Source organism: Rhodococcus sp. KRD197, from assembly GCF_017168235.1.
Lineage (GTDB): Bacteria > Actinomycetota > Actinomycetes > Mycobacteriales > Mycobacteriaceae > Rhodococcoides.
The window spans coordinates 34,954-54,557 of sequence record NZ_JABFAO010000076.1; the positions used below are offsets into that span (position 1 = coordinate 34,954).

16 protein-coding genes are annotated in these 19,604 nt (G+C 63.5%); 1 reads left to right on the forward strand and 15 read right to left on the reverse strand.

Annotated features, from left to right (window positions below; all coding sequences use genetic code 11):
- A complete protein-coding gene (locus tag J1M86_RS25150) occupies positions 1-1,038 on the reverse strand; it encodes a ketoacyl-ACP synthase III family protein (RefSeq protein ID WP_206511812.1) in 1,038 nt (345 codons plus the stop codon).
- Complete coding sequence (locus J1M86_RS25155; protein ID WP_206511863.1) at positions 1,035-2,207, reverse strand: cytochrome P450; 1,173 nt, start codon at positions 2,205-2,207, stop codon at positions 1,035-1,037. The genes J1M86_RS25150 and J1M86_RS25155 overlap by 4 nt, the downstream gene beginning before the upstream one ends.
- A 316-nt stretch (positions 2,208-2,523) precedes the next feature.
- Between J1M86_RS25155 and J1M86_RS25160 the strand changes: the two genes are divergently transcribed.
- Complete coding sequence (locus J1M86_RS25160; protein ID WP_075837571.1) at positions 2,524-3,813, forward strand: FAD-dependent monooxygenase; 1,290 nt, start codon at positions 2,524-2,526, stop codon at positions 3,811-3,813.
- Positions 3,814-3,877: 64 nt separating this feature from the next.
- Here J1M86_RS25160 and J1M86_RS25165 read toward each other — a convergent pair whose 3' ends face one another.
- From J1M86_RS25165 to J1M86_RS25225, 13 genes are all read right to left on the reverse strand, one after another.
- Positions 3,878-4,684 carry an AfsR/SARP family transcriptional regulator gene (locus J1M86_RS25165; RefSeq protein ID WP_083667226.1) on the reverse strand — a complete coding sequence of 269 codons (807 nt, stop codon included), beginning with the start codon at positions 4,682-4,684 and terminating at the stop codon, positions 3,878-3,880.
- A gap of 175 nt (positions 4,685-4,859) precedes the next feature.
- A complete protein-coding gene (locus J1M86_RS25170; RefSeq protein WP_075837645.1) occupies positions 4,860-6,398 on the reverse strand; it encodes a phosphopantetheine-binding protein in 1,539 nt (512 codons plus the stop codon).
- Positions 6,395-7,882 carry a class I adenylate-forming enzyme family protein gene (locus tag J1M86_RS25175; protein ID WP_206511813.1) on the reverse strand — a complete coding sequence of 496 codons (1,488 nt, stop codon included), beginning with the start codon at positions 7,880-7,882 and terminating at the stop codon, positions 6,395-6,397. The genes J1M86_RS25170 and J1M86_RS25175 overlap by 4 nt, the downstream gene beginning before the upstream one ends.
- On the reverse strand, positions 7,879-9,366 hold the full coding sequence (locus J1M86_RS25180) for an MFS transporter (RefSeq protein WP_206511814.1): 1,488 nt from the start codon (positions 9,364-9,366) through the stop codon (positions 7,879-7,881). Before J1M86_RS25180 ends, J1M86_RS25175 begins: the two co-directional genes overlap by 4 nt.
- Positions 9,363-10,625, reverse strand: a complete 1,263-nt coding sequence (locus tag J1M86_RS25185) for an MFS transporter (protein WP_206511815.1) — start codon at positions 10,623-10,625, stop codon at positions 9,363-9,365. Before J1M86_RS25185 ends, J1M86_RS25180 begins: the two co-directional genes overlap by 4 nt.
- Positions 10,622-11,365 carry a thioesterase II family protein gene (locus J1M86_RS25190; protein ID WP_206511816.1) on the reverse strand — a complete coding sequence of 248 codons (744 nt, stop codon included), beginning with the start codon at positions 11,363-11,365 and terminating at the stop codon, positions 10,622-10,624. Before J1M86_RS25190 ends, J1M86_RS25185 begins: the two co-directional genes overlap by 4 nt.
- Entirely contained in the window at positions 11,362-12,468 is a 1,107-nt protein-coding gene (locus J1M86_RS25195) for an alpha/beta fold hydrolase (protein WP_206511817.1), read from the reverse strand. The genes J1M86_RS25190 and J1M86_RS25195 overlap by 4 nt, the downstream gene beginning before the upstream one ends.
- A gap of 4 nt (positions 12,469-12,472) precedes the next feature.
- Positions 12,473-13,261, reverse strand: coding sequence for a 2-oxo acid dehydrogenase subunit E2 (locus tag J1M86_RS25200; RefSeq protein ID WP_206511818.1), 789 nt, complete (start codon positions 13,259-13,261; stop codon positions 12,473-12,475).
- A complete protein-coding gene (locus J1M86_RS25205; protein WP_206511819.1) occupies positions 13,258-13,479 on the reverse strand; it encodes an acyl carrier protein in 222 nt (73 codons plus the stop codon). Before J1M86_RS25205 ends, J1M86_RS25200 begins: the two co-directional genes overlap by 4 nt.
- Before the next feature lie 3 nt (positions 13,480-13,482).
- Entirely contained in the window at positions 13,483-15,207 is a 1,725-nt protein-coding gene (locus tag J1M86_RS25210) for an HAD family hydrolase (RefSeq protein ID WP_206511820.1), read from the reverse strand.
- Entirely contained in the window at positions 15,204-16,208 is a 1,005-nt protein-coding gene (locus J1M86_RS25215) for a 3-oxoacyl-ACP synthase III family protein (RefSeq protein ID WP_075837580.1), read from the reverse strand. The genes J1M86_RS25210 and J1M86_RS25215 overlap by 4 nt, the downstream gene beginning before the upstream one ends.
- The gene (locus J1M86_RS25220; protein WP_206511821.1) at positions 16,208-19,252 is read right to left on the reverse strand and encodes a type I polyketide synthase; all 3,045 of its coding nucleotides are present in this window, start codon (positions 19,250-19,252) and stop codon (positions 16,208-16,210) included. Before J1M86_RS25220 ends, J1M86_RS25215 begins: the two co-directional genes overlap by 1 nt.
- Positions 19,249-19,509 (reverse strand): acyl carrier protein, encoded by a 261-nt coding sequence (locus J1M86_RS25225; RefSeq protein WP_206511822.1) that lies wholly within the window; start codon positions 19,507-19,509, stop codon positions 19,249-19,251. Before J1M86_RS25225 ends, J1M86_RS25220 begins: the two co-directional genes overlap by 4 nt.
- Positions 19,510-19,604: the final 95 nt, after the last annotated feature.

A 19,604-nucleotide genomic window follows, 5' to 3' on the forward strand; every position in this document is an offset into this window, starting at 1 on the left:
CTACTTCTCCTCGGTCGAGGGTGCGGTACCGAAATTGGTGTCGCTGTACTCCAGAACGACGCTTGTGCAGGTGAATCCGGCACCGCCGCCCACGAGAAGGACTTTGTCGCCGGACTGCAGCGTTCCGCCGGACTGCAACGCGCTCAAGCCGACGAACTGATCGCCGGAGCCCAGGTGTCCGGTCGTGCTGGCGAAGCTCCAGTTGGTGCGGTCGAGATCGACGGGGATGAGTTCCTGCAACTGCCAATCGAGCTTGGTGCGTCCCACTGCGGGAATGACGACGCTCGCCATCTCGCCGATTTCGCATTCCGCATCCGCGAGCGCGCCTGCCACCGAGTTCTTGACAGCGTTGACGAGACGGCCGGCGGCTTCCCGCATTCCCCCGGTTCCGATGAAGTGAGCGAACCGCGACGTGATGTCGATGGTTCCGGATTCGGGGTTGTCTCGGAATTCCGGTCCACGGACGACCTTTTCGAGATCGTTTTCGGCCTGTGTGAAGGTCGAAAGGACACGGAAGGCACCGGGGTTGCGACTGAGCACGATTGCACCCGCGCCATCGCCGTAGACAACTCCGTTTTCGGTCTTCCAGCGGTCGATGCGATCGCCTCCGAAACGATCCGCAGTTGTCATCAGGATGTTTCCGCCAGGAATGGCGGTGAGCAGCTGCGAAGCGAGCTCCATTCCTCCGAGGCCGACATTGCACTGCTGCTGCAGGTCGAAAGCTCTTGCGCCCGAATGTGCGGCATGTGCAGCGACATAAGATGCGGACGGCCACATGTCGACGCCCTGGAACCAGATGCTGCTGTGGAAAACGACGGAAATGTCGGCCCGGTCGATGCCAGCGCCCTCGATCGCATCGCGTGCAGCATTCACCGCCATCTGCGGGGGAGCGAGTTCTTTCTCGACGCACGCGCCGATGAACCCGTCGGCGTCGCGGTCTTCTTGCGAGTACAAGCCCGCTTCGACAGCCCACTGGCTGGTGACGGTCTCGGGCAACCAGTGGCCGGTGCCGGTGATGTACGTGTCGGTGACCTTCATCGAGTCTGCTCCTGCAGGGTGAGTGTGTCCAACAGTGCTGCGGTTTCGGAGTCGTGCAATGCGCGTGCAGCCTCGGCATCCCAGGTGATCGGGAGGCGCGAGACGCCGTTGACGAGCAGGCCTTCCGGGCGTGGTACCTCGGCCGGGTCGACGGCCAGTGCGAGGCCGGGGAGACGCCGCAGAATCTCGTTGAAGGAGATCCTCAGTTCCGCCCGAGCCAAAGAGGCGCCGATACAGAAGTGCGGCCCGTGACTGAAAGAAAGGTGCTGCGCTTCGTCTCGGCCGAGTGCGCAACTCTGTGCATCCTCGAACTTGTCCTCGTCCCGGTTTGCCGCGACGAGACTCGGCAGCACACCGCTGCCGGCCGGGATGAGCACCCCGGACAGTTCGACGTCCTCGGTTGCGATCCGCAGCAGGCCTTCGGTACCGGGTCCGAACAGGCGGAGGAGCTCCTCGATCGCTGTATCGATCAGTTCGGGGTGGGCCCGGAGTTCTTCCAGCTTGGCGGGCTCGAGCAGTAGCGCGAAGATGCCGTTGCCGATCATGTTGACCGTTGTCTCGTGGCCGGCAACGAGAAGGGTGACGCCCAGGAATACGAGCTCGAGGTCGGAGATCTTGGGGTCTGCCGCATTCTGCACGGCGAGATCGGACAGAATGTCGCCCTGCGGGTCGGCCTTCTTGGTCTCGATCAGCTGGTTGAGGTATGTGAACAGCGCAACCTGGGCTTCCTTGACCTGCTCGGGTGTGTACTCCTTGCTCGTCGTGGCAAGGAACGCCCGCGACCATGCCCCGAACTGCGCCCGGTCGGACATCGGTACACCGAGCAACTCGCAGATGATCTGGACCGGCAGCCGCGCCGCGAAAGACTCGATGAGATCGGCGTCGGGACCGGCCTTGATCATGTCGGTGAGGAACGAATCGACGTGTTGTTCGATATACGGAATCAGCGTGTTGACGCGGCGAGCTGTAAAGGTGCCGCTGATCATCTTGCGGACGCGCGAGTGATCGGGCGGGTCCATGTTGAGCAGCGTCGGAAAATTCTGAGGCACCGGACCGAGGCGCGGTGCACCCTCGGCCAATGTCGCGGCGCGTGAGAAGCGTCGATCACCGAGGACTGTCTTGACGTCTTCGTACCGCGTGACGAGAAATGCGGAGTCGCCGGAAGGCATGCTCACGACCGCGACCGCTTCGCCCGTTTGTATGGAGTTGTATTCGGGCGCGATCTCCATCGAGGAGGGGCGCTCGAAGGGGTATGAGTAAGGGCAACGTGCGCCGTCGTTTCCGTTCTGCATCTGCGGTAGCAGCCTTTCGAGTGTGGGAAGCGATCCGTCGAAGGCTATGCGGGTGTCGGCGAGGCGGTCAACGGACTTCAGGGCGGACTTAAGCGTTCCTTTGGCGGAATGCAATTGCTTTGCAATTTAAATGAATTCGAGTCTTGTTACGGTCGAAAAAGACATTCGAACCAGGAACCAGGGAGCCGCAATCGTGGGCGAATACAATCCGAACGAAGGCGAAACAATCGTCACCGATGTCCTGGTGGTCGGAGGCGGGCCTGCTGGTATGGCGCTCGGACTCGCGCTGTCGATCAACGGCGTGGACGTCACCGTTCTGGAAAGCTCGGCAACGTCCTCGAGGTCCTTTCGAGGCGAATCGATCTCACCCGATTCCGTCTTCACGCTGCGCTCACTGGGTGTATTCGACCAACTGCCGGCGGCGTCGCACATGAGCGTGGATGGCCTCAGAATAGTCGATTCGGGCAACCCGGTTCTGTCCCTGCGATTCGAGGAACTGCGAGCTGATTCAGAGCTCCCCACGGAAGTTCCCCAGGACGTACTGCTCGACGCGATGGTGGCAGCCGCCGATCACAACAGACTCCGGTTGGTTCGCAGCGCCACCGTCAGCGAACTCGTCCGAACCGCAGGCCGCATCAGTGGCGTTCGGTACCGCCGTGATGGCGCGATACACGAGGTGCGTTCGCGGTTGGTGGTCGCCGCAGACGGGCGTTACGGCACGACCGCGGCGATGGCGTCACTGCCCTCGCGGCGCAAACCGATGCAGCGGGATTTCCTGTGGGTCAAGGTGACGGCGCCGGATACATGGGATAGGTCCTGCTACCAGGTTCATATGAAGGCCAATTCACACGTGATGTGCATCCCGACCGTGCCCGACCTGGTCCGTCTGGGTGTCAATATCCCACCGGGCGGACTCCGCGAGATCCGCGCATCCGGATTGTCTGCTCTGCACGACAAGATCGGCAAGCTGGTACCCGAGCTCGCCGATACCGTGGCCGAACAGGTCGGATCGTGGCGAGATACGTCGGTGCTCGACATCTTCACCAGCTACACGCCACGCTGGTCCACACCTGGTCTCGTTGCGATCGGCGACGCAGCGCACACTCTGTCGCCGGTGCTGGCCCAGGGCGTCAACCATGCGATTCTCGACGGCGTGGTGCTGGCAGATCTTCTGCCTGCGGCCCTCACCCACCCGACCGACATCGCTGTCGACGATGCATGCAGGCGGCTTCAGGAAATTCGCGAGCCGTCCGTCGAAATCGCTCGGTCACTTCAGATGCGACAGGAGATGGCGTTCGCGCAGCGTGGCGTGGTCGGCGAGTTCGGACGCCGGTCGATCTACAGGGCAATCGGGAACTCCGCCTTTCTCAAGAAGCGGATCTGGGGATCCATCTACTACAGCCTGCTGAACTCCGACAATGTGACCAGGCACGCCGTCGACAGGCTGGCAGCCCGGCGCGCAGGTGAGACCTCTTCGGTCTGAAACGACGACGGGCGGCAACGGTGCGAATGACTCGCACCTTTGCCGCCCGTGGTCGTCTCGTGAGCTAGACGAAGATCATCTCGCGTATGGCGTCGCAGTCGCGCTCGAGAATCGACTGGTGGACGTTGCGGACCTGGCGGCCCGGTTCGACTCCGTAGTCGCCCTGCAATGTGTGCCTCAACCGGTTGTACACCTCCAACGCCTCGATCTGTCGCTCGGACAGATACAGAGCGCGCATCAGTTGCCGATGCATCGTCTCGCGCACCGGGAACTGCCTCGTCAGCTTGAGTAGCTCTCGGATCAACGGCGCGACGTCTCCGCGCGCGAGCATCACCTCGTTTCGCTGCTCGAGGCACGCCAGGTACAGCTCGTTCATCTCGTTGACAGCCGCTTCCAGTTGCGGGCTGTCGGACAGTCCGGAAAGGAAGGGGCCGCGATACAACGCCAGCGCACTCTCGAAGTCCTTCCATGCACCGTCGAGATCGCCCGCCCGAGCCTTGGGGCGGGCGGTCTTCATGGCGTCGTCGAACGCGCACCAATCGACGTCGAGTTTGTCCACCGCCAGTCGATATCCGCCGGATCGTGTCTCGATGAGCCCAGGAAACTCGCCGCACGAGTCCAGGAATGCGCGGAGCTGCGAGATGTAGACGTGGACGGACTCTCGACTCCGTTTGGGCTGTTTGGCTCCCCACACGATCTCTGCGACGGTTTCCATCGAGACGGTACTACCAGGGTCGATGACGAGAGCGGCCCACACCGACCTGAGCTTTGTCCCGCTGGGAATCTCGAATACCGCATCTTGTGAATGCAATTCGAGAGATCCGAACGTTCTGATCGAAATTTCTCTACCCTCGAGCCCCGACACGCTCATTTTTGTAGATGTTCCTTCATTCGATTGCTGCTCAACCTGCCGAGGATCTACTTTACTGAGTCATTGACCAGTTTGCGTTGCGAGAGACAACTGTTCACGTTGAGGTCGAACTTCGATCACCTACACGGAAAGTCCTATACCACCGAGGAAATCGGCAATGTACATGATCGACTTCTTACGTCCTGACGGCCGCTCCTGCGCGTTCGATCAGCGCCCAGATCGACGCCGGCGAGGCAAAGTTCTCCGCGGTCAGTTGGTCATCGGTGATCGCAATGCCATACTCGCGTTCGAGGTCTCCCAGGAGGGCGACCAGCGCGAGCGAGTCGAGCCCGGCGTTCTTGAGGTCCTCCTCGGCGCTCAGACCGTTTTCGATCGAAAGGCGGGGGACCGCGCGAGCGATATGACGTTCGAACGCTCGATCCCAGTTGTGGTTGGAATGGTTCAGCTGTGGTGCGGGCATGGGTAGCGCCGTTCTGTTGAAGTGAATTCGTGTGGCCGACAACACATCGGTGCCGCGGACGAGAACCTCCGCGGGCGCCGGACGGGACAGGAATCCCATCAAGCTGGCGGATAGACCGTAGGCCCCTACGTTCGGGACCTCGAGCAGATCACCTGGGTGAGGATCCACGAGCTCGGCGTTGCGGTTGAGGACATCTGCTGGAGTGCACAACGGACCGGCAATCACGATGTCGCGCTCGTCTCCCACCTCGACGCTCGACGTATCGACACCGGCAACCTCGCCATGGGTCGAGCTCGCGAGAACCTGTGCCGAAACCGGCAGTACGCGACCGATACCGGAAAGCCCGCCGACATGGTGAATTCCGGTGTCGACAATCACATATCGACGATCGCGACTGTCCTTGACATCCATGATTCGAGCAACGAGCACGCCCGAGTCCGCTGTGAGGTAGCGGCCGGATTCGAAAACGATCCTGGTCTCACCGGACCGCCAACCGGGCAGTCGTGCGTCCAGCGCATCGGAGACGGATTCGCTCAGATTCGTGTAGATCGGCCGGGCGCCGGACGCAGCGTACGGTGCGGCGAAACCGCCACCGAGGTCGAGAATCTTCAATTCGATACCCAGCTCGTCGCGCAGTCTGCACGCGGTATCGATACTGTTCTTCATCTCGGAGATGAGCGCCGCCTCGTCGGAGGCATTGCTCAGTGGGTAGAAGTGGAAGCCGTGGACCTCGATGGAGGGAAGATCGATGTCCTCGCGCGTCAACGGGACGGTCCCGGTATCGATGCCGAACTGGGACGACGCTCCCGTCATCCGCATTCCTGCTGCTCCCGGTGCCGATTCACTGTTGACACGCAACAGGATTCCGATTTGTATCGACAAGCCTTCGGCAAGTGTGGACAGCCGCTGCAGATCCGTCCTCGACTCGGTCGAGAACTCGCGAACGCCGCTCGTCAGAGCGTGCACGATTTCCTCGTCGGTTTTTCCCGGCCCGGTGTAGATGATGTCGGCGGCGTCGAAGCCTGCGGTCAGCGCCGCATCGAGCTCTCCGATGGAACTCACCTCTGCTGAACACCCAGCGTGTCGAAGTGTCTCTGCAACAGCGGGATTCGGGTTTGCCTTCAGCGAGAAATAGATGGAGCTCGGTTGCGGCAACGCACGGGCGAGATCGTGCGCTGCAGACTCGAGTCGCTCTGCGTCGAAGATGTAGACCGGTGTTCCGAAGTCACGGGCGATGTCGGCATGGCGTGTCATGGCGTTTCCTTCGTCAATGCGAGCACCGCGCGGCGGGTGTCGACTTTTCCGTTGGCGGTGAGTGGTAGTTCTTCGAGTACGACGCAGCGCGTCGGCATCTTGGCAGGTTCGAGCAGCGCGGACAGCGCCGTCAGGACTGCGGGTTCGGACGTCGTTGCCGTCACGACGATGGCCAGTCCCCGCTCCTCGGTGGGCTTGACGACAATGACGGACTGAACGCAGTCGAGCGACTCGACCGCGGCCGATATTTCGGACACGCTCGTGCGTACTCCGTTGGACTTGAAGATGTCGTCTCGACGCCCGGTGAAGTAGAGGTGCCCGTCGGGGTCGACACGGCCGTAATCCCCTGTGAAAAGGCACCGTTCACCGGTAGCGGCATCGGTACCGAAGCGTTCGGCGCTGAGGTGTTCGGCGTTCCAGTAGCCACTCATGACGTGCGGCCCGATAGCGACAATCTGACCTTCGTTGCCCGTTTCGACTTCCTGGCCGTCGTCGTCGACTATGGACACCTTGGTGCCGGGGATCGCCCGCCCCACCGACCCTGGGCGGTGGCGGTCGATATCGGGTTCGGCGATCGTCACGCGCTTGCATTCGGTGATTCCGTACATGGCGATGATCGCTGCATTCGGGAACACACCGCGCAACTGCGCTATTCGTGACGGGGGGAGGTCCGCTCCGGTGCTGGTGACCATCCGTACCGTCTCGATGCTGCCGCCACGGGAGAGGAGCGTGTGCAGCATGCCTGCAACGGCAGGCACCGCCGGCACGACGGTCACCGGTCGCGACCGAATGGTCTTCAGAAGACCCAAGGCGTCCGCAGCGTCCGCGAGCACCACCGAAGCACCGGCGGAGAAGGACAGCAGAATCTGATACAGGCCGTAGTCGAAGGACAAAGGGGACATCAGCAGTACCTGGTCGGATGCCCTGTATTCGAGCCGCTGCCCGATCGAGTCCACGGCGAAGACCACTGCGGCAGCCGGGCAGATCACACCCTTGGGCTTGGAAGTGCTGCCCGAGGTGTACATCAGTAGCGCGGGCTCCGCTCCGGCGACCGGGCGGTGCACGGTTTGCTCGAGAGTCTCGACAGCGATGAGGTCACTCCAGGTCAGAACCGTTGAACCACTCGAAAATTCGTCGCTCGGTAGGGACTGGACCACGATGAGGGCTGCCGTGCAATCCGCTGCCACGGAGTGCAATTGACTGTCAGTCGTCGACGGGGGAAGCGGAACGGCGATCGCACCGACCGTCCACGCTGCGAAGATCAGCAAGACTGCCGGCACATCGTTGGGCAACCGTGTGACGACACGATCCCCGGGACATACGCCCGTCGCGGCGAGTGCGGCCGCTGTCTCGGCGACCAGACCGGCCAGGTCCCCGTACTCGACCGTGTGCCCGCCGGGGGCGTGGAGCGCGATCGAAGTCGGTGACTTCGCAGCGGTGTCGTGCAGTAGGCCAAGGGGAGTCGACGCCAGGGTCGTGTTCATCTCGCTCCGTTTCGTGCTGTTCGGTCGGTCGAGGGGAGGTACAGGTGGGCGATGATCGCGCCGGCCACGAGGAAGACTGCTCCGACGGTGAAGGCGGCGGTAGATCCGGTGGAGAACGCGGACATTGCCGCGTTGTGTAGTTCCCGATCGCCCAGTCGGTCGGCCTCGGCCAGGGTTGCGCCGAGCGACCCAGTCTCGGTCGACGTTTCGCGTAGTCCAGCTTGGTAGAAGCCGGCCAGGACCGAACCGAGGACCGCGACGCCCAGGGAGAATCCGATTTCCTGCATCGTGTCGTTGACCGCTGCGGCCTCGCCCACGCGATGGGAGGGCACGGAGGCAACCATGGATTCGGTGACGAGCGGGAGCGCCATTCCGACGCCGATGCCTGCGAAGAACACCGCACCCAGCACGGTGCTCAGTTCGCCTCCGAACGCGGAGAGCGTGATCGAGGCGATCGCTGCGGTGACGAGGCCGCCCACGACGACGGGTCGGCGACCGAAGGCGCTCGAACACGGCGTGGATACAGCAACTCCGATCAGCAACGCAAGCGTCACCGGCGCGACAGCGAACCCGGCCGTCGACGGTGACAGCCCGAACTGGAACTGGAGTTTTTGGGTCAGTACGAACAATGTCCCGGCGAGAGCGAAGAACAACAGCATGTTCGAGACCGACGCGCCGAAGAACTCACGACGTTGCTCTCGGGTTCGCGGCGGCTCGTCACCGGTGCTGTCGGGTTTCTTGCCGCTCACTGCCCACGCTGCTGCGGCGAGGACACAGGCGACCGCGATCAGAGCGATGCCGGGCAGCATCTCGTCGCTGACAATCGTCACACCCAGCACGAAGGTGGTGATGGCGCCGGCAGCGAGCACGAGAAGCCGGACGTCGACCGCTGATTGCGGCAGCTTTGCCTGCGGACGCACCAGGACAAGAATGGCAGTGGCCATCGCGGCTGAACCGACGGCCGACACCACGAAGATGTAGTTCCAGCCCCATCCGTCGACGAGGATTCCGCCGATGATCGGGCCTCCTGCCGCCCCGGCCACCGATACCGCACTCCACACTGCGATGGCCCTCGATCGGCCCGCCTCGGAAGTCGTGGCGACGACGAGCGCGAGGGTCGACGGCATCACGCACGCGGCGCCGACGCCCATCACCGCACGGGAGATCATGATGGTCGGCACGTTGTCGACGGCAGCTGCTGCGGCTCCGCCCAGTCCGGTCGCCAGCAGACCGAGCAGCAATACGGTCCGCGCTCCCGTTCGGTTGCACAGGTATCCCGCAGGTAGCAGCATGGCCGCGAACGTCACCGAGTAAATGACGACGACCAGGCGCATGGCTGCTGCCGAGAGCCCGAGTTCGGTGGCCATCGTCGGCAGGGCGACATTGATGGCAGAGCTGTTGAAGATGACGATCGTGACAGCCGCCGACATGGCGACCAGGACGACCCAGGGTCGTCGGCTGACCTGTACCTCGGTCGCGGTCATAGCGCACCCATCGAGATGGCGCGGTTGCGCCGACGCAGCACGTACATCGCGGCCGATCCGAATAGAAGCGACACGCCTGCGACCACGTACAGCACGGTGAAGCCGTGGTCGAGTCGCAGGATCGCGACCCCCACCACAGGGGCCAGCGCGCTGGGGGCGACGACAGCCGAGTTGAGCAGCCCGAGGTCTCGGCCGTGGTGTCTGGGATCGGGGAGCAACTCGGTGAGCAGTGCGAACGTCGGCCCCATGAACGCGCCGAGTCCGACTCCGAAGGCAACTGCCGCACAGAGGATCACGGGCCAGGAGGAGGTGAACCCGAATACCGAGGCCGCAAGTCCTGCGAGCGCCGAGCCGATGATTGCCGGCCCGGTCCGGTCCTCGATACGGTCGGACAGCCTCCCGAACACCAGAGCGCTCACCACGACGGACACCACGAAGAGCCCGGTCAACAGAATGAGAGCGCGAGCGGGCTCCGGCCGTGCAAGCTCGTCGTGCACGAAGAAGTAGAGGAACTGAGTCACGTTGCCCAGCCCGAACAGGACAAGCGTTCGGCTGGTCCATCCCAGCCACAACTGTGGTGTCGAGGTGTGCTCGCGGTTGCGTTCAGGCCCCGGCGAGGGCGGTGTGAGAACCGATTTCGGCTCACGTGTGGTCGACACGAAGATGAACGGCGCCGCCAGCAGTACGACGACGCCGGCTACGACCAGGTACGAGACGGACAGATCGGTGGAGACCGACGCGACGACAGTACCGAGCAAGGCGGCGAACATCTGCGCTGCCGCGAGTTTCCCGCCGATGCGAGCACGGTGTGCGACCGGAATCCGATCGGCGACAGTTGCTTCCACGCCACATTGGATCGCGGCGATTCCGGCTTGTGTCGCGCACCACCAGATGACAAGTTCCACACCGCTGTCGGCTTGTCCCGTCATGACCAGACAGGCCGCTGCGAGAACGACACCGACCAGCGACACCGTCCGTCTGTCGACGGTCTGCAGGAATCGATCGGACAAGGCCCCGATCAGGGGATAGCTGATGAGCATGACCGCGCTGCCCGCCGCGGAGATCAATCCGAAGAAGAGCTCTTTGTCGGAGGGGTACATACGTTCGGTCGCGACCGCGAGCAATACCTGCGTCGGCGCGAAGAACGCCACCCACCCGGCGAGCCCCGCGAGGGCGAGTCCGGTTTCGAGTCCGCGCGGAGCCGGGGACTCGACGGGCCCGCGCCCGATGCGCCTGCCCTGGGCCGATTCGATCGTCATGGGATGCTCACCGACCCGACGGTCGTGCGGACGATCCGCTCCACCAGAGAAAACAGTTCCTCACTGTTGTCCGTGGTGAGGAAGTGTCCCCCGTCGATAGTGGTCATGGAGAATTCTCTGCTTGTGTGCCGGTCCCACTGTGCGAGGGAAGCCGTCGAGACCAGCCGGTCGGTGGTACCGCCGATTGCGTGGATCGGTATCGGCAATGTCGTGGTGTCGTCGACACGGTTGCTCTGACACACCCTGATGTCGTCTTTGACGACGGCCAGCAGCGGACCGAGCCATTCCGGCCGGTCCAACAGCACTGCTGGTAGGCCGTCGAACTCGGCGAGCGCGTGCGCGATTTCCAGATCGGTCAAGGAGTCCAGCGGAAGCGGGAGTGTGGGCACGTGCGGCGGCGCACCGGCTGCGACCACCAACGACTCGGGCAGTCGGCGCCCTGCATCGAGTGCACGAACGGCAAGCCGGTAGGCCACGAGGGCGCCCATGCTGTGGCCGAACAGCACGTACGGCTTGTTCATCACATCCGCGAGCTCGATCTCCAGGAGATCGAGCAGTGCGGACAGATCCGTGAAACGTTGTTCACGGCGGCGGTTCTCGCGACCTGGAAGCTGGACGGGAACGACGTCGAGGATGGCGGAGTCGGACCAGCGCCGGTACACCGAGGCCGATCCGCCGGCATGGTGAAAGCACAGCACAGTAGGCGATTCCGTGACAGCCTCTGCAGCAGAATCGATCATGCTGCACGCCTGCCCAGATCGACCGGTGACAACATCGACAGGCGTGACCCCAGCGAGAGAATCAGCGACAGGGCCGCACCTGCAACCGGCTTGAGCCCGGTCTGCTGCATCAACGCCACGATGGTCCACAACCGGATAGCCGTCATGTGTTCGGGCGAGCCATGGACATCGTCGAATTCGATGACGCGCGAGTTCACTATGCGGTCTCGCACCAGCTGTGATTCAGCTGCAGGGGTGATCTCGTCCTGGCTGCTCTTGATGTAGAGAACCGGAATCTTGATGCGGTCGAGTTCGCGATCGTCCAGAGCGCAGCCGGCCAGCGTCGACGCCAATGCCGAACCTGTAGCGCCGGTGACGTGTTCGAGAGTGCGGACGGTGGCTGCGGGCAGCTCACCTGATATCGATGCGCTCCCGAAGAGGTACTTGATCGGTGCCCCGACCGTTACCATCGAACGAATGCGAGGATCGGTCGCCGCGGCTTTCAGAACGAGGGTGCCACCGAAGCTCATCGCGAGTGCGTGGACGCCTTCGATCATCATGCGTGTCGACACTGCATCGACGATGGCCGAGATCAGCACCGAACTGTTCTCGCTGTAGCGAGTCGAATTCTCACCTACCCCGGGAAAGTCGGCGATCACCACTGCCATACCTAGTGCGCGTGCGGACAGCAGCATCTCTGCCCACTGTTCTTTCGGGCTGACTATCCCGCCGATCACCACGAGTAGCGGACTCGGACCGTCGGTGGGTAGTCCCCGGAACCAGACCGGCACGGTGGACCCGTCGAGCCCGACAGTGAGCTTCTCCACGCCGTCGATCTCCGCTGCCCAATTCGTGAACGCGGCGGTGCATGCCTTGTACGCCTGCTTCCGACGAGGCGAGGAGGCGAAAGGAAAGCGGGCCAGGTTGAAAAGCTGTATGGCCTCGCGGTCTCGACCAGCCTCCAGTCGAGCAGTGCCTTCTGCGAACCATGCGTCCGCCCATCCGCCTTCCCCGTCCTCCAGAGTGGTGATGGAGTCGAGGATCCTTCGAGTGTGCCTGGGACCCATTCCCTGGGCGCGCGCATGCAGGGCGACCAGGGTCTTCAAGTCGTCGAGGTAGTCCATGATGTCAAACGGTCCGTTCGAGTTCGGGTGCGGTTCGTGCGACGGGGGATTCCAGCGCCGAGACAAGGTCTGCGGCGACCTCGGCCGCCAGAGCGCCGTCGATCACCCGGTGGTCGAAAGTCAGCGACAGCGGTAGCACCGTCCTGCTGACGACGGTGTCGTTCACGAGTGCGACGGTCTCGGTCAGTCTGCTGATCCCCACCGTCATCGTGGTGCCTCCGTCTGAATAGAAGTGCCGGATCGGACGGTGGCCCAGTGAGGTGACGGCAACGGTTCCCAGCGATCGGTGGCCCCATGGCAGCAGGGTGGCCAATTCGAAGGCGGCACGGCCGGCCACACCGGGAAGGAACTGCAGAGCGCGGACGGGCCCACGGTCGCCCGCCTCGAGCCGTGTACGTGTCGCAGCTATCCATTCGGTGACTTCGGTGGCCGATACATTCTGTGCGGCAGCGAGAATCGCCGACTGCACAGTTCTCGTCCCTGCGACGGTGATGTCGAACGACAGCTTCACGTCGACATCACGGTGACGCGCCACGAACGGCAGACCGAGGGAGGTGAACGAGGAGTTCGCCTCCGGGTGGCGCACCCAGACCGTGCCGACAGCAGCGACGACCTGGGCAACGATCGACGCGGCGGCCGTGTCGGCTCTGCGGGCGAGCATCGCCGACGCATCCACCTCCACGCCGAGGTACACCGGACTGCGACCGCCGTTGCCTGCGAGGAACGCAAGGGTGTGCCATCGGCTGTTCGGCACCACCCCAAGACTCCGAGCCATCGACACCAGCGAGGTCATGCCGTGGCGACCTTGTAGATGTCCTGCAGGCTCGTGCTTTCCATGGCGCGAACGACCGAGACCGGTCTGCCTGTCTCGCCCTCCACTGCTGTGATGACTTTCAACAGGTAGAGCGAGTCCCATCCGGCGATGCCGTCGAATGGAGTCGACAGGCCCGACTGCGTGATGTCCAAGCCGCTTTCAGCGCGTACCAGCTCGACGAATCGTTCCTCGGTCATTGTTCATCTCTCCTTGATGTCTACGTACAGCGGCACCGACGGCGCGTCGGCGGCAGCCAGGACGAATTGGTCGGAGTCCGAACTCAGGCCGTGCGCTGCACGATGATCGTGCGAGGACACGCGGAACCCGTGATCGAGGTACAGGCTGGCGGTGGCCGAGTTCTTCGCGCTCGGTGTGCGCCAAGCGATCATCCCCGTTTGCCCACGCGTGAACTCGCCCTGCGCTACGTACGCGAGCAGAGCGGTTTCCACCCCGCGAGCCAAGACCCGGCAGGACAGCGCGAAGTTGCGCACGAATGTGGTCGTGCCTGCACGCTCGAGGAACACAGCGCCGACGATTCCGTGGTCGCCGAACCGGTCCGCGCATTCGATTGCCAGCACTGCGGACTGCGGATTCTCGATCCACGACCGCACGGCCTGTTCGTCCATGCGCAGAGTTGTCAGGTTGAACTGATTGGTGCGTTGCGTGATCTGCGCGATCCGAGCGATCTCGACGCCGAGGGGTTCGAAGACCACCACGGTCGTTCCGAGATCGCGCAGATAGGTCTCGATGTCCTGCGCTCGCTCGCGCAGCGACTTGCGTTGCATCTCGATTCGATACCTGGCCGTTCGTGCTGTGTCCTCATCCGTGATGGACGTGGTGGTGAACCACCCGTCGCGCAGTAGCGATACGACATGCAACGCGGGCTCATCCGGGTCGACGGCCACGATCGGCAGGGTAGGCATGGCCGAGCGCATCGCACCCCGCTCCGACGGGGAATCGTCGACGAAGACGAAGGAGTCCACACCGATTCCGAGACCGGCCGCGACCTCGACCAGATTGCCGGGCTTGGGGTTCCAATCGGCTCGTATGCTGACGAAATCGCTTTCGCTCAGGTCGGAGTCGGGGTGGTCCAGCAGTGCCCGTCGGACGAGGTCGTCGTCGTTCTTGCTCAGAATCGACAGCAGCACTCCCTGGGAGGCGAGCTGGCGAAGTGCGCGTCGAAACGCTGCGTATGCCTCCCCGGAATGGCCGTGTCGAAAGTTGATACCGTCGATGCCATCCTCGGAAAGAATTCCCTCCCAAAGGGTTCCATCGAGGTCGAGAGCGAGCGCCTTGCTGGCGAAGCCGCGACGCGAACGGGCGATGTGGCCGATCTGACGCGCGCACTCGCGCATGTAGTCGGTGCCGAGCGCTATGCCGACGTAGGCCGCCATACGAGGATCGGCCAAGGGGCCGATCTCGGTGAGAATTGCATCCGCATCCAGAACCACGATCGAGGGGTCCGCCACGGCCAGGTCGAGCAACCGCGCATTGAATCGGCGCCACGCGGCACCGATTCGTGCTTTGGATGTCAGGTCTATCGACATCGCAAGCACGGCCATGGGCAAAGGGATCGTCGTGAGGACAGTCAGCCGCCGTGTTGCATGAGCCGGCAGGGACTCCTCGAGCTGGGTGGCGACGAGATCGAGGGCCTTGGTGATGTCCTGCGCCGTCCAGGTGTCGCCGAGGTGATCCAGGACCACCTTCGCATCGAGCATCACGACGGTCATCATCGGGTCGTGTTCGAAGACCTGAGCTCGGTCGTCCATCAATTCCAGAGCCCAGGTGCCGTATCCACCGATGCGAATCGCCGAGGTGAAGCCATGTCGCGCAAGCTCCGCGACGAGAGGGGCTTCGAGTCCGCGGACGGTCGAACTACCGAGTATCGATAACGCAATCGGATCGTGCGGGTTGGTGGTGGTCACAATCCCTCCAGCGTGATTCCGCCGCGAATCCAGCGGCTGGACTCGATGGCTACGGCAAGGGCCCGTTCACCGGGCCCGATGACCTCGGCGAGGAGGTCGAATTGGAGGAACGCCAGTGCGTTTCCGCTGTTTCCGGTCTCAGCGACGCAGCTGATCTCGCGTGCACCGTCCATGCCCATTTCTTTCCGGATGCGGGCCGTCATGATTCCGGACAGCTGGGGCGGCAGGAGGTAGCCGACGTCGTCCGTGGTCCAGGATGATCGACGCAGGAGTTCGCGTGCGGTCTCGACGCTCATGCCGGGCACGCGTCGTTCGATCGCCTTGTAGTCCTCCTGCACGGCAGGAACTTCCGAATCGCGATCGGCATCGCCGAACCACTCGATTGTCTGCCCTGGAACGCTGCCCACGCCGCTGAACACGCAATGGATGGTGTTCGCTCGCATGATTGCACCATCCGGGTCCGCGGAGATCACCATCGCGCCCGCCCCGTCACCGAAGAGCATGTAGTTTACGAGCTTCGACGGGTGCATGGAGCTGATATCGCGGTCCAGAACCATATGTTTGGCGCACAGGTCGGCCCCGATCACCAGACCGATTCGGTTTTCGTCGTCGAGCATGCGGCGCGCGACGTCCAAGGCCGATATCGCCCCTGAGCAGCCGGATTGCAGTTGGTACGCAGGAATGAGGTTCATACCGAGCCGATCTGCGACTCCGGTCGCAGAGGTCGGCATGAGCGTATCCGGCGTTGCAGTGGCCAGTACCAGGAAATCGACGTCCGACGGCTCCAGCCCGGCGCGATCGAGCGCTTGTCTGGCTGCGTGCGTCCCGAGATCGACGATCGAGTGCGTTCGCTCCCCGGACTCGAGATCGACTCCGAAGTAACGTGTTCGGGTGCCGACGAACAGCTCGATCCACTCGGCGTTCATGCCGAAGCGTGCAGCGAGCGCCGAGTTGTCCACTGCATTGCCGGGCAGGCAGGTCCCGGTTGCGAGCACGTACATCAGTTCGCTCCTTCGAGAATCGGTGTGCGCACATGCTGCTGCGCGTGCTGGTGGGCGAAGTCGACGAGACTGCCGACGGTATCGAGGTTGTCGGCGAGATCGACCACCGCTATGGGTGGGCACGGCGCGAGTATCTCGTTGACTCGATCCCCGAGTCGGACTGCCATGATGGAGTCGAAGCCGAGATCGTCGCGCAGTCGGGATTCGCGAGTGAACTCGGCCATGTCGAATCCACCGAGCTGCGCGATGGCTGTGCAAATCGACGTTTCGAGATCGAAATCGACTTCACCCGAAGCCGCTTCCGCCGCTGCATAGGACGACCGTCCGGCCGTGAGGCCGCTCGATTCCGCCCCGACCGCCGGGCTCTCGAGCCCCGATTCTGCGGCAGGCATACTCGAACGCAGTCGCAGCGCCGGCTTGCTCGCCAACCGATGCCGGTCGTGATCGAAGCGGTATCCGGGGAGGCGTCGAATCGTGCGGTGTTGCGGTTCGTACAGCGCAGGCCACACGATGTCGGCACTCGCGGTGTAGAGAGTCGCGAGAACTTGCGCGAACTCCGATCCGACCGACGCGGGCCCTGCGATAGGAATGAGGCAGTCCGCACCCGAGGTGCCGATATCGCGTGCCAGGGTCGTCAGGACCGCGTGCGGACCGATTTCGATGAGATGCGTAGGTCGGGCGTCGTCGGCGAGCGCCTCGAATGCGGCGAGGAAGCGAACCGGCCGGACCATCTGCTCACTCCAGTAGTCGAGCGAGATGTCGCGACCGTCGATCCGGTGGCCGCGGAGGGTGGAGTAGAACCCCATCGTTGCGTCGCCGGCCGACATACCGGATCCCACCTCGGCCCGGAACGCCGAAGCCGCCGGTTCCATCGCGGGGGAGTGGAAAGCATGGGTCACCCGCTGTCGCTTCGGCGAGAACTCTGCCAGAGCGCGTTCGGCACGTTCGAGCGCTGCGGCCTCACCTGCGAGCACGGTGTTTCGCGGACCGTTCATCACGGCAATGCACAGCGTCGCATCGAGGTCCACGCGTGATGCGATGGTCTCGGCGTCGGCACGGACGGAGAGCATTCCGCCGGCGGGCGAGGCGGAGTCCATTGCGCGACCGCGCGCGCAGACCAGTGCAAGGGCTTCCGGCATCGAGTGAACACCCGCTGCGACGGCCGCTGCGAACTCACCGAGGCTGTGTCCCAGAACTGCGCTGGGGCGGACGCCGACGTCGAGGAAGGCTGCGGCCAAGGCGTGTTGGACTGCGAACAGGGCAGGCTGCGCAACAGCGGCACGGCGCACCAGGTCGGCGGAGTCCTCCAGGAAGAGCACCTTTTCGAGATCCGAACGCAGTTCGGCCGGTGCCGCGTCCAGAACCTCGAGGAGCCTCTCCGCGTATGCCGGGCATTGGCGCGCGAGGGCACTGCCCATCGCCGGGTATTGCGATCCCTGCCCGGTGAACAGAAACGCCGGTGCGGGCGTCCGGCCCCGCTCTACGTCGCTGGCCGAGCGTTCGACAGCAGCTCGTCTCAGGGCCGCCGACGCCTCCGCCGCGCTGTCGGCCACGACGGCCAGGCGCGATCGAAGACCGGACTTGACCATATTGGTCGAGTAGGCGACCTGGTTGAAGCGGTCGGCGGAGATATCGGCAACGAAGTCGGCGAGTTCGATGGCGTTGGTGGCCAATGCGCTCTCGTCCACTGCTGAGACGGTGATCACCGAAGTGCCGGACAGGCGACTGGGAGAACGGGATTCGCTGGGTGACCCGATGACCACGTGCGCGTTGGTCCCGCCCATACCGAACGAACTGATCCCGCCCACGAGCGATCTGCGTGGCAGCCTGGCTACCGAGGCGTTCAGCTGCAAACCCTTCTCGCCCAGTCCGAGACTGTTGTTCTCGGGATCGGCGAACAGTGATGGGGGAAAGACACGTTTCTTCACCGAGAGCGCTGCCTTGATGAAACCAGCGATTCCCGCGGCTCCCTCGAGATGACCGACATTGCCCTTCACCGAACCGAGCAGACACGGCTGGGCGCGGTCTACGCCGTGCACTTTCCCGAGGGCACGAGACTCGATCATGTCGCCCAGGACAGTCCCCGTGCCATGCCCTTCGACGAAGTCGACGTCGGACGCAACCAGCGAGGCCCGCGAATACGCCGACTCGAGAACGTCGATCTGTGACCACATGCTGGGTGCGGAAATCCCGTTGCTGCGCCCGTCGTGATTGACGGCCGAGGACAGGACCCGGGCGTACGACATCCCCGAACGTGCGATGTCGTCGGTCTCACGCTGAAGCACGACGACTCCGATACCTTCACCGCGCCCGATTCCGTCGGCCCGCGAGGAGAACGGCTTGCATCTGCCGTCCGTGGAGGCGAGTCCGGACTCGGCATAGAAGACCGACAAGGCGGGCGAGAGCATCATGTTGGCCCCGGCCACGATCGCGGTGTCGACATCGCCGATCCGAATTGCGTTGACAGCCTGATGGACTGCCACCAGCGAAGAGGAACACGCGGTGTCGACGGTCATGCTCGGGCCGTGCAGGTCGAGGTGGTAGGACACGCGGTTGGCTGCCATGCAGTAGCCTCCGCCGGTGCCTCGATGCGGTGTCATCTCTGCAGGACTCGACATCGCCATCGAGGTCCAGTCACTCGACATCATCCCGACGAAGACGCCGGTGTTGCTGCCGGCCAAGCTGGTGGGGTCTATTCCCGCATCTTCGATCGCGTGCCAGGACATTTCGAGAATCAACCGCTGCTGAACGTCCATCTCACTCGCCTCGGCCGGTGAGATGCCGAAGAAGGAGTGATCGAACTCGCCGTGCCCGGTGATGAACCCACCGAATCGACTCGGCTGGCGAGGCGAGGCCGAACCGCTAGTGCAGTCCCCGCCCCTCAAGTCTCCGCCTGTCCAGTCCTTCGTGGTCCAGCGATCCGAGGGCACTTCTGTGGTGCCGTGGCGCCCCTCTACCAACAGCTTCCAGAATGCCGCGGCGTCAGGCGCACCGGGGAACCGACAGGCGATTCCGGTGACTGCGACGGGTGCAATCGCAGTCACGAGCTGGCCTTGGCTGCTATCTCGGAGCGTAGATACCCCGCCATCGCAGCGACACTCGGGTAGTCCCACGCCATCGTGGGTTCGACCACGATTCCGAACTCGTCCTCCATGTCACCGCACAGGGTGAGGGCATAGACCGAATCGAGTCCGTACTCGGCAAGTGGGCGGTCGATGTCGACCGAACTCGGTGGGATTCGGAGGAATCCTGCGAGCTTCTCGATCAGCCATTCGGTTTCGTCGATCGGACGAGCAGGCATAGTCGTTCCTTCTGGCGTGACGGGAGTGCATGAATGACGGTGTAGTGCTGTTGATCTGTAGTGGATGAAGGTTGCTGCGGCCCGATCGCTCGGGC

Coding starts and splice junctions, on each gene's coding strand:
- J1M86_RS25155 (WP_206511863.1), bottom strand. CDS start 2,207: ATGCCTTCCGGCGACTCCGCATTTCTCGTCACGCGGTACGAAGACGTC.
- J1M86_RS25165 (WP_083667226.1), bottom strand. CDS start 4,684: ATGAGCGTGTCGGGGCTCGAGGGTAGAGAAATTTCGATCAGAACGTTC.
- J1M86_RS25195 (WP_206511817.1), bottom strand. CDS start 12,468: ATGGACTACCTCGACGACTTGAAGACCCTGGTCGCCCTGCATGCGCGC.
- J1M86_RS25200 (WP_206511818.1), bottom strand. CDS start 13,261: ATGACCTCGCTGGTGTCGATGGCTCGGAGTCTTGGGGTGGTGCCGAAC.
- J1M86_RS25150 (WP_206511812.1), bottom strand. CDS start 1,038: ATGAAGGTCACCGACACGTACATCACCGGCACCGGCCACTGGTTGCCC.
- J1M86_RS25215 (WP_075837580.1), bottom strand. CDS start 16,208: ATGTACGTGCTCGCAACCGGGACCTGCCTGCCCGGCAATGCAGTGGAC.
- J1M86_RS25170 (WP_075837645.1), bottom strand. CDS start 6,398: ATGACACGCCATGCCGACATCGCCCGTGACTTCGGAACACCGGTCTAC.
- J1M86_RS25180 (WP_206511814.1), bottom strand. CDS start 9,366: ATGACCGCGACCGAGGTACAGGTCAGCCGACGACCCTGGGTCGTCCTG.
- J1M86_RS25205 (WP_206511819.1), bottom strand. CDS start 13,479: ATGACCGAGGAACGATTCGTCGAGCTGGTACGCGCTGAAAGCGGCTTG.
- J1M86_RS25175 (WP_206511813.1), bottom strand. CDS start 7,882: ATGAACACGACCCTGGCGTCGACTCCCCTTGGCCTACTGCACGACACC.
- J1M86_RS25190 (WP_206511816.1), bottom strand. CDS start 11,365: ATGATCGATTCTGCTGCAGAGGCTGTCACGGAATCGCCTACTGTGCTG.
- J1M86_RS25185 (WP_206511815.1), bottom strand. CDS start 10,625: ATGACGATCGAATCGGCCCAGGGCAGGCGCATCGGGCGCGGGCCCGTC.
- J1M86_RS25225 (WP_206511822.1), bottom strand. CDS start 19,509: ATGCCTGCTCGTCCGATCGACGAAACCGAATGGCTGATCGAGAAGCTC.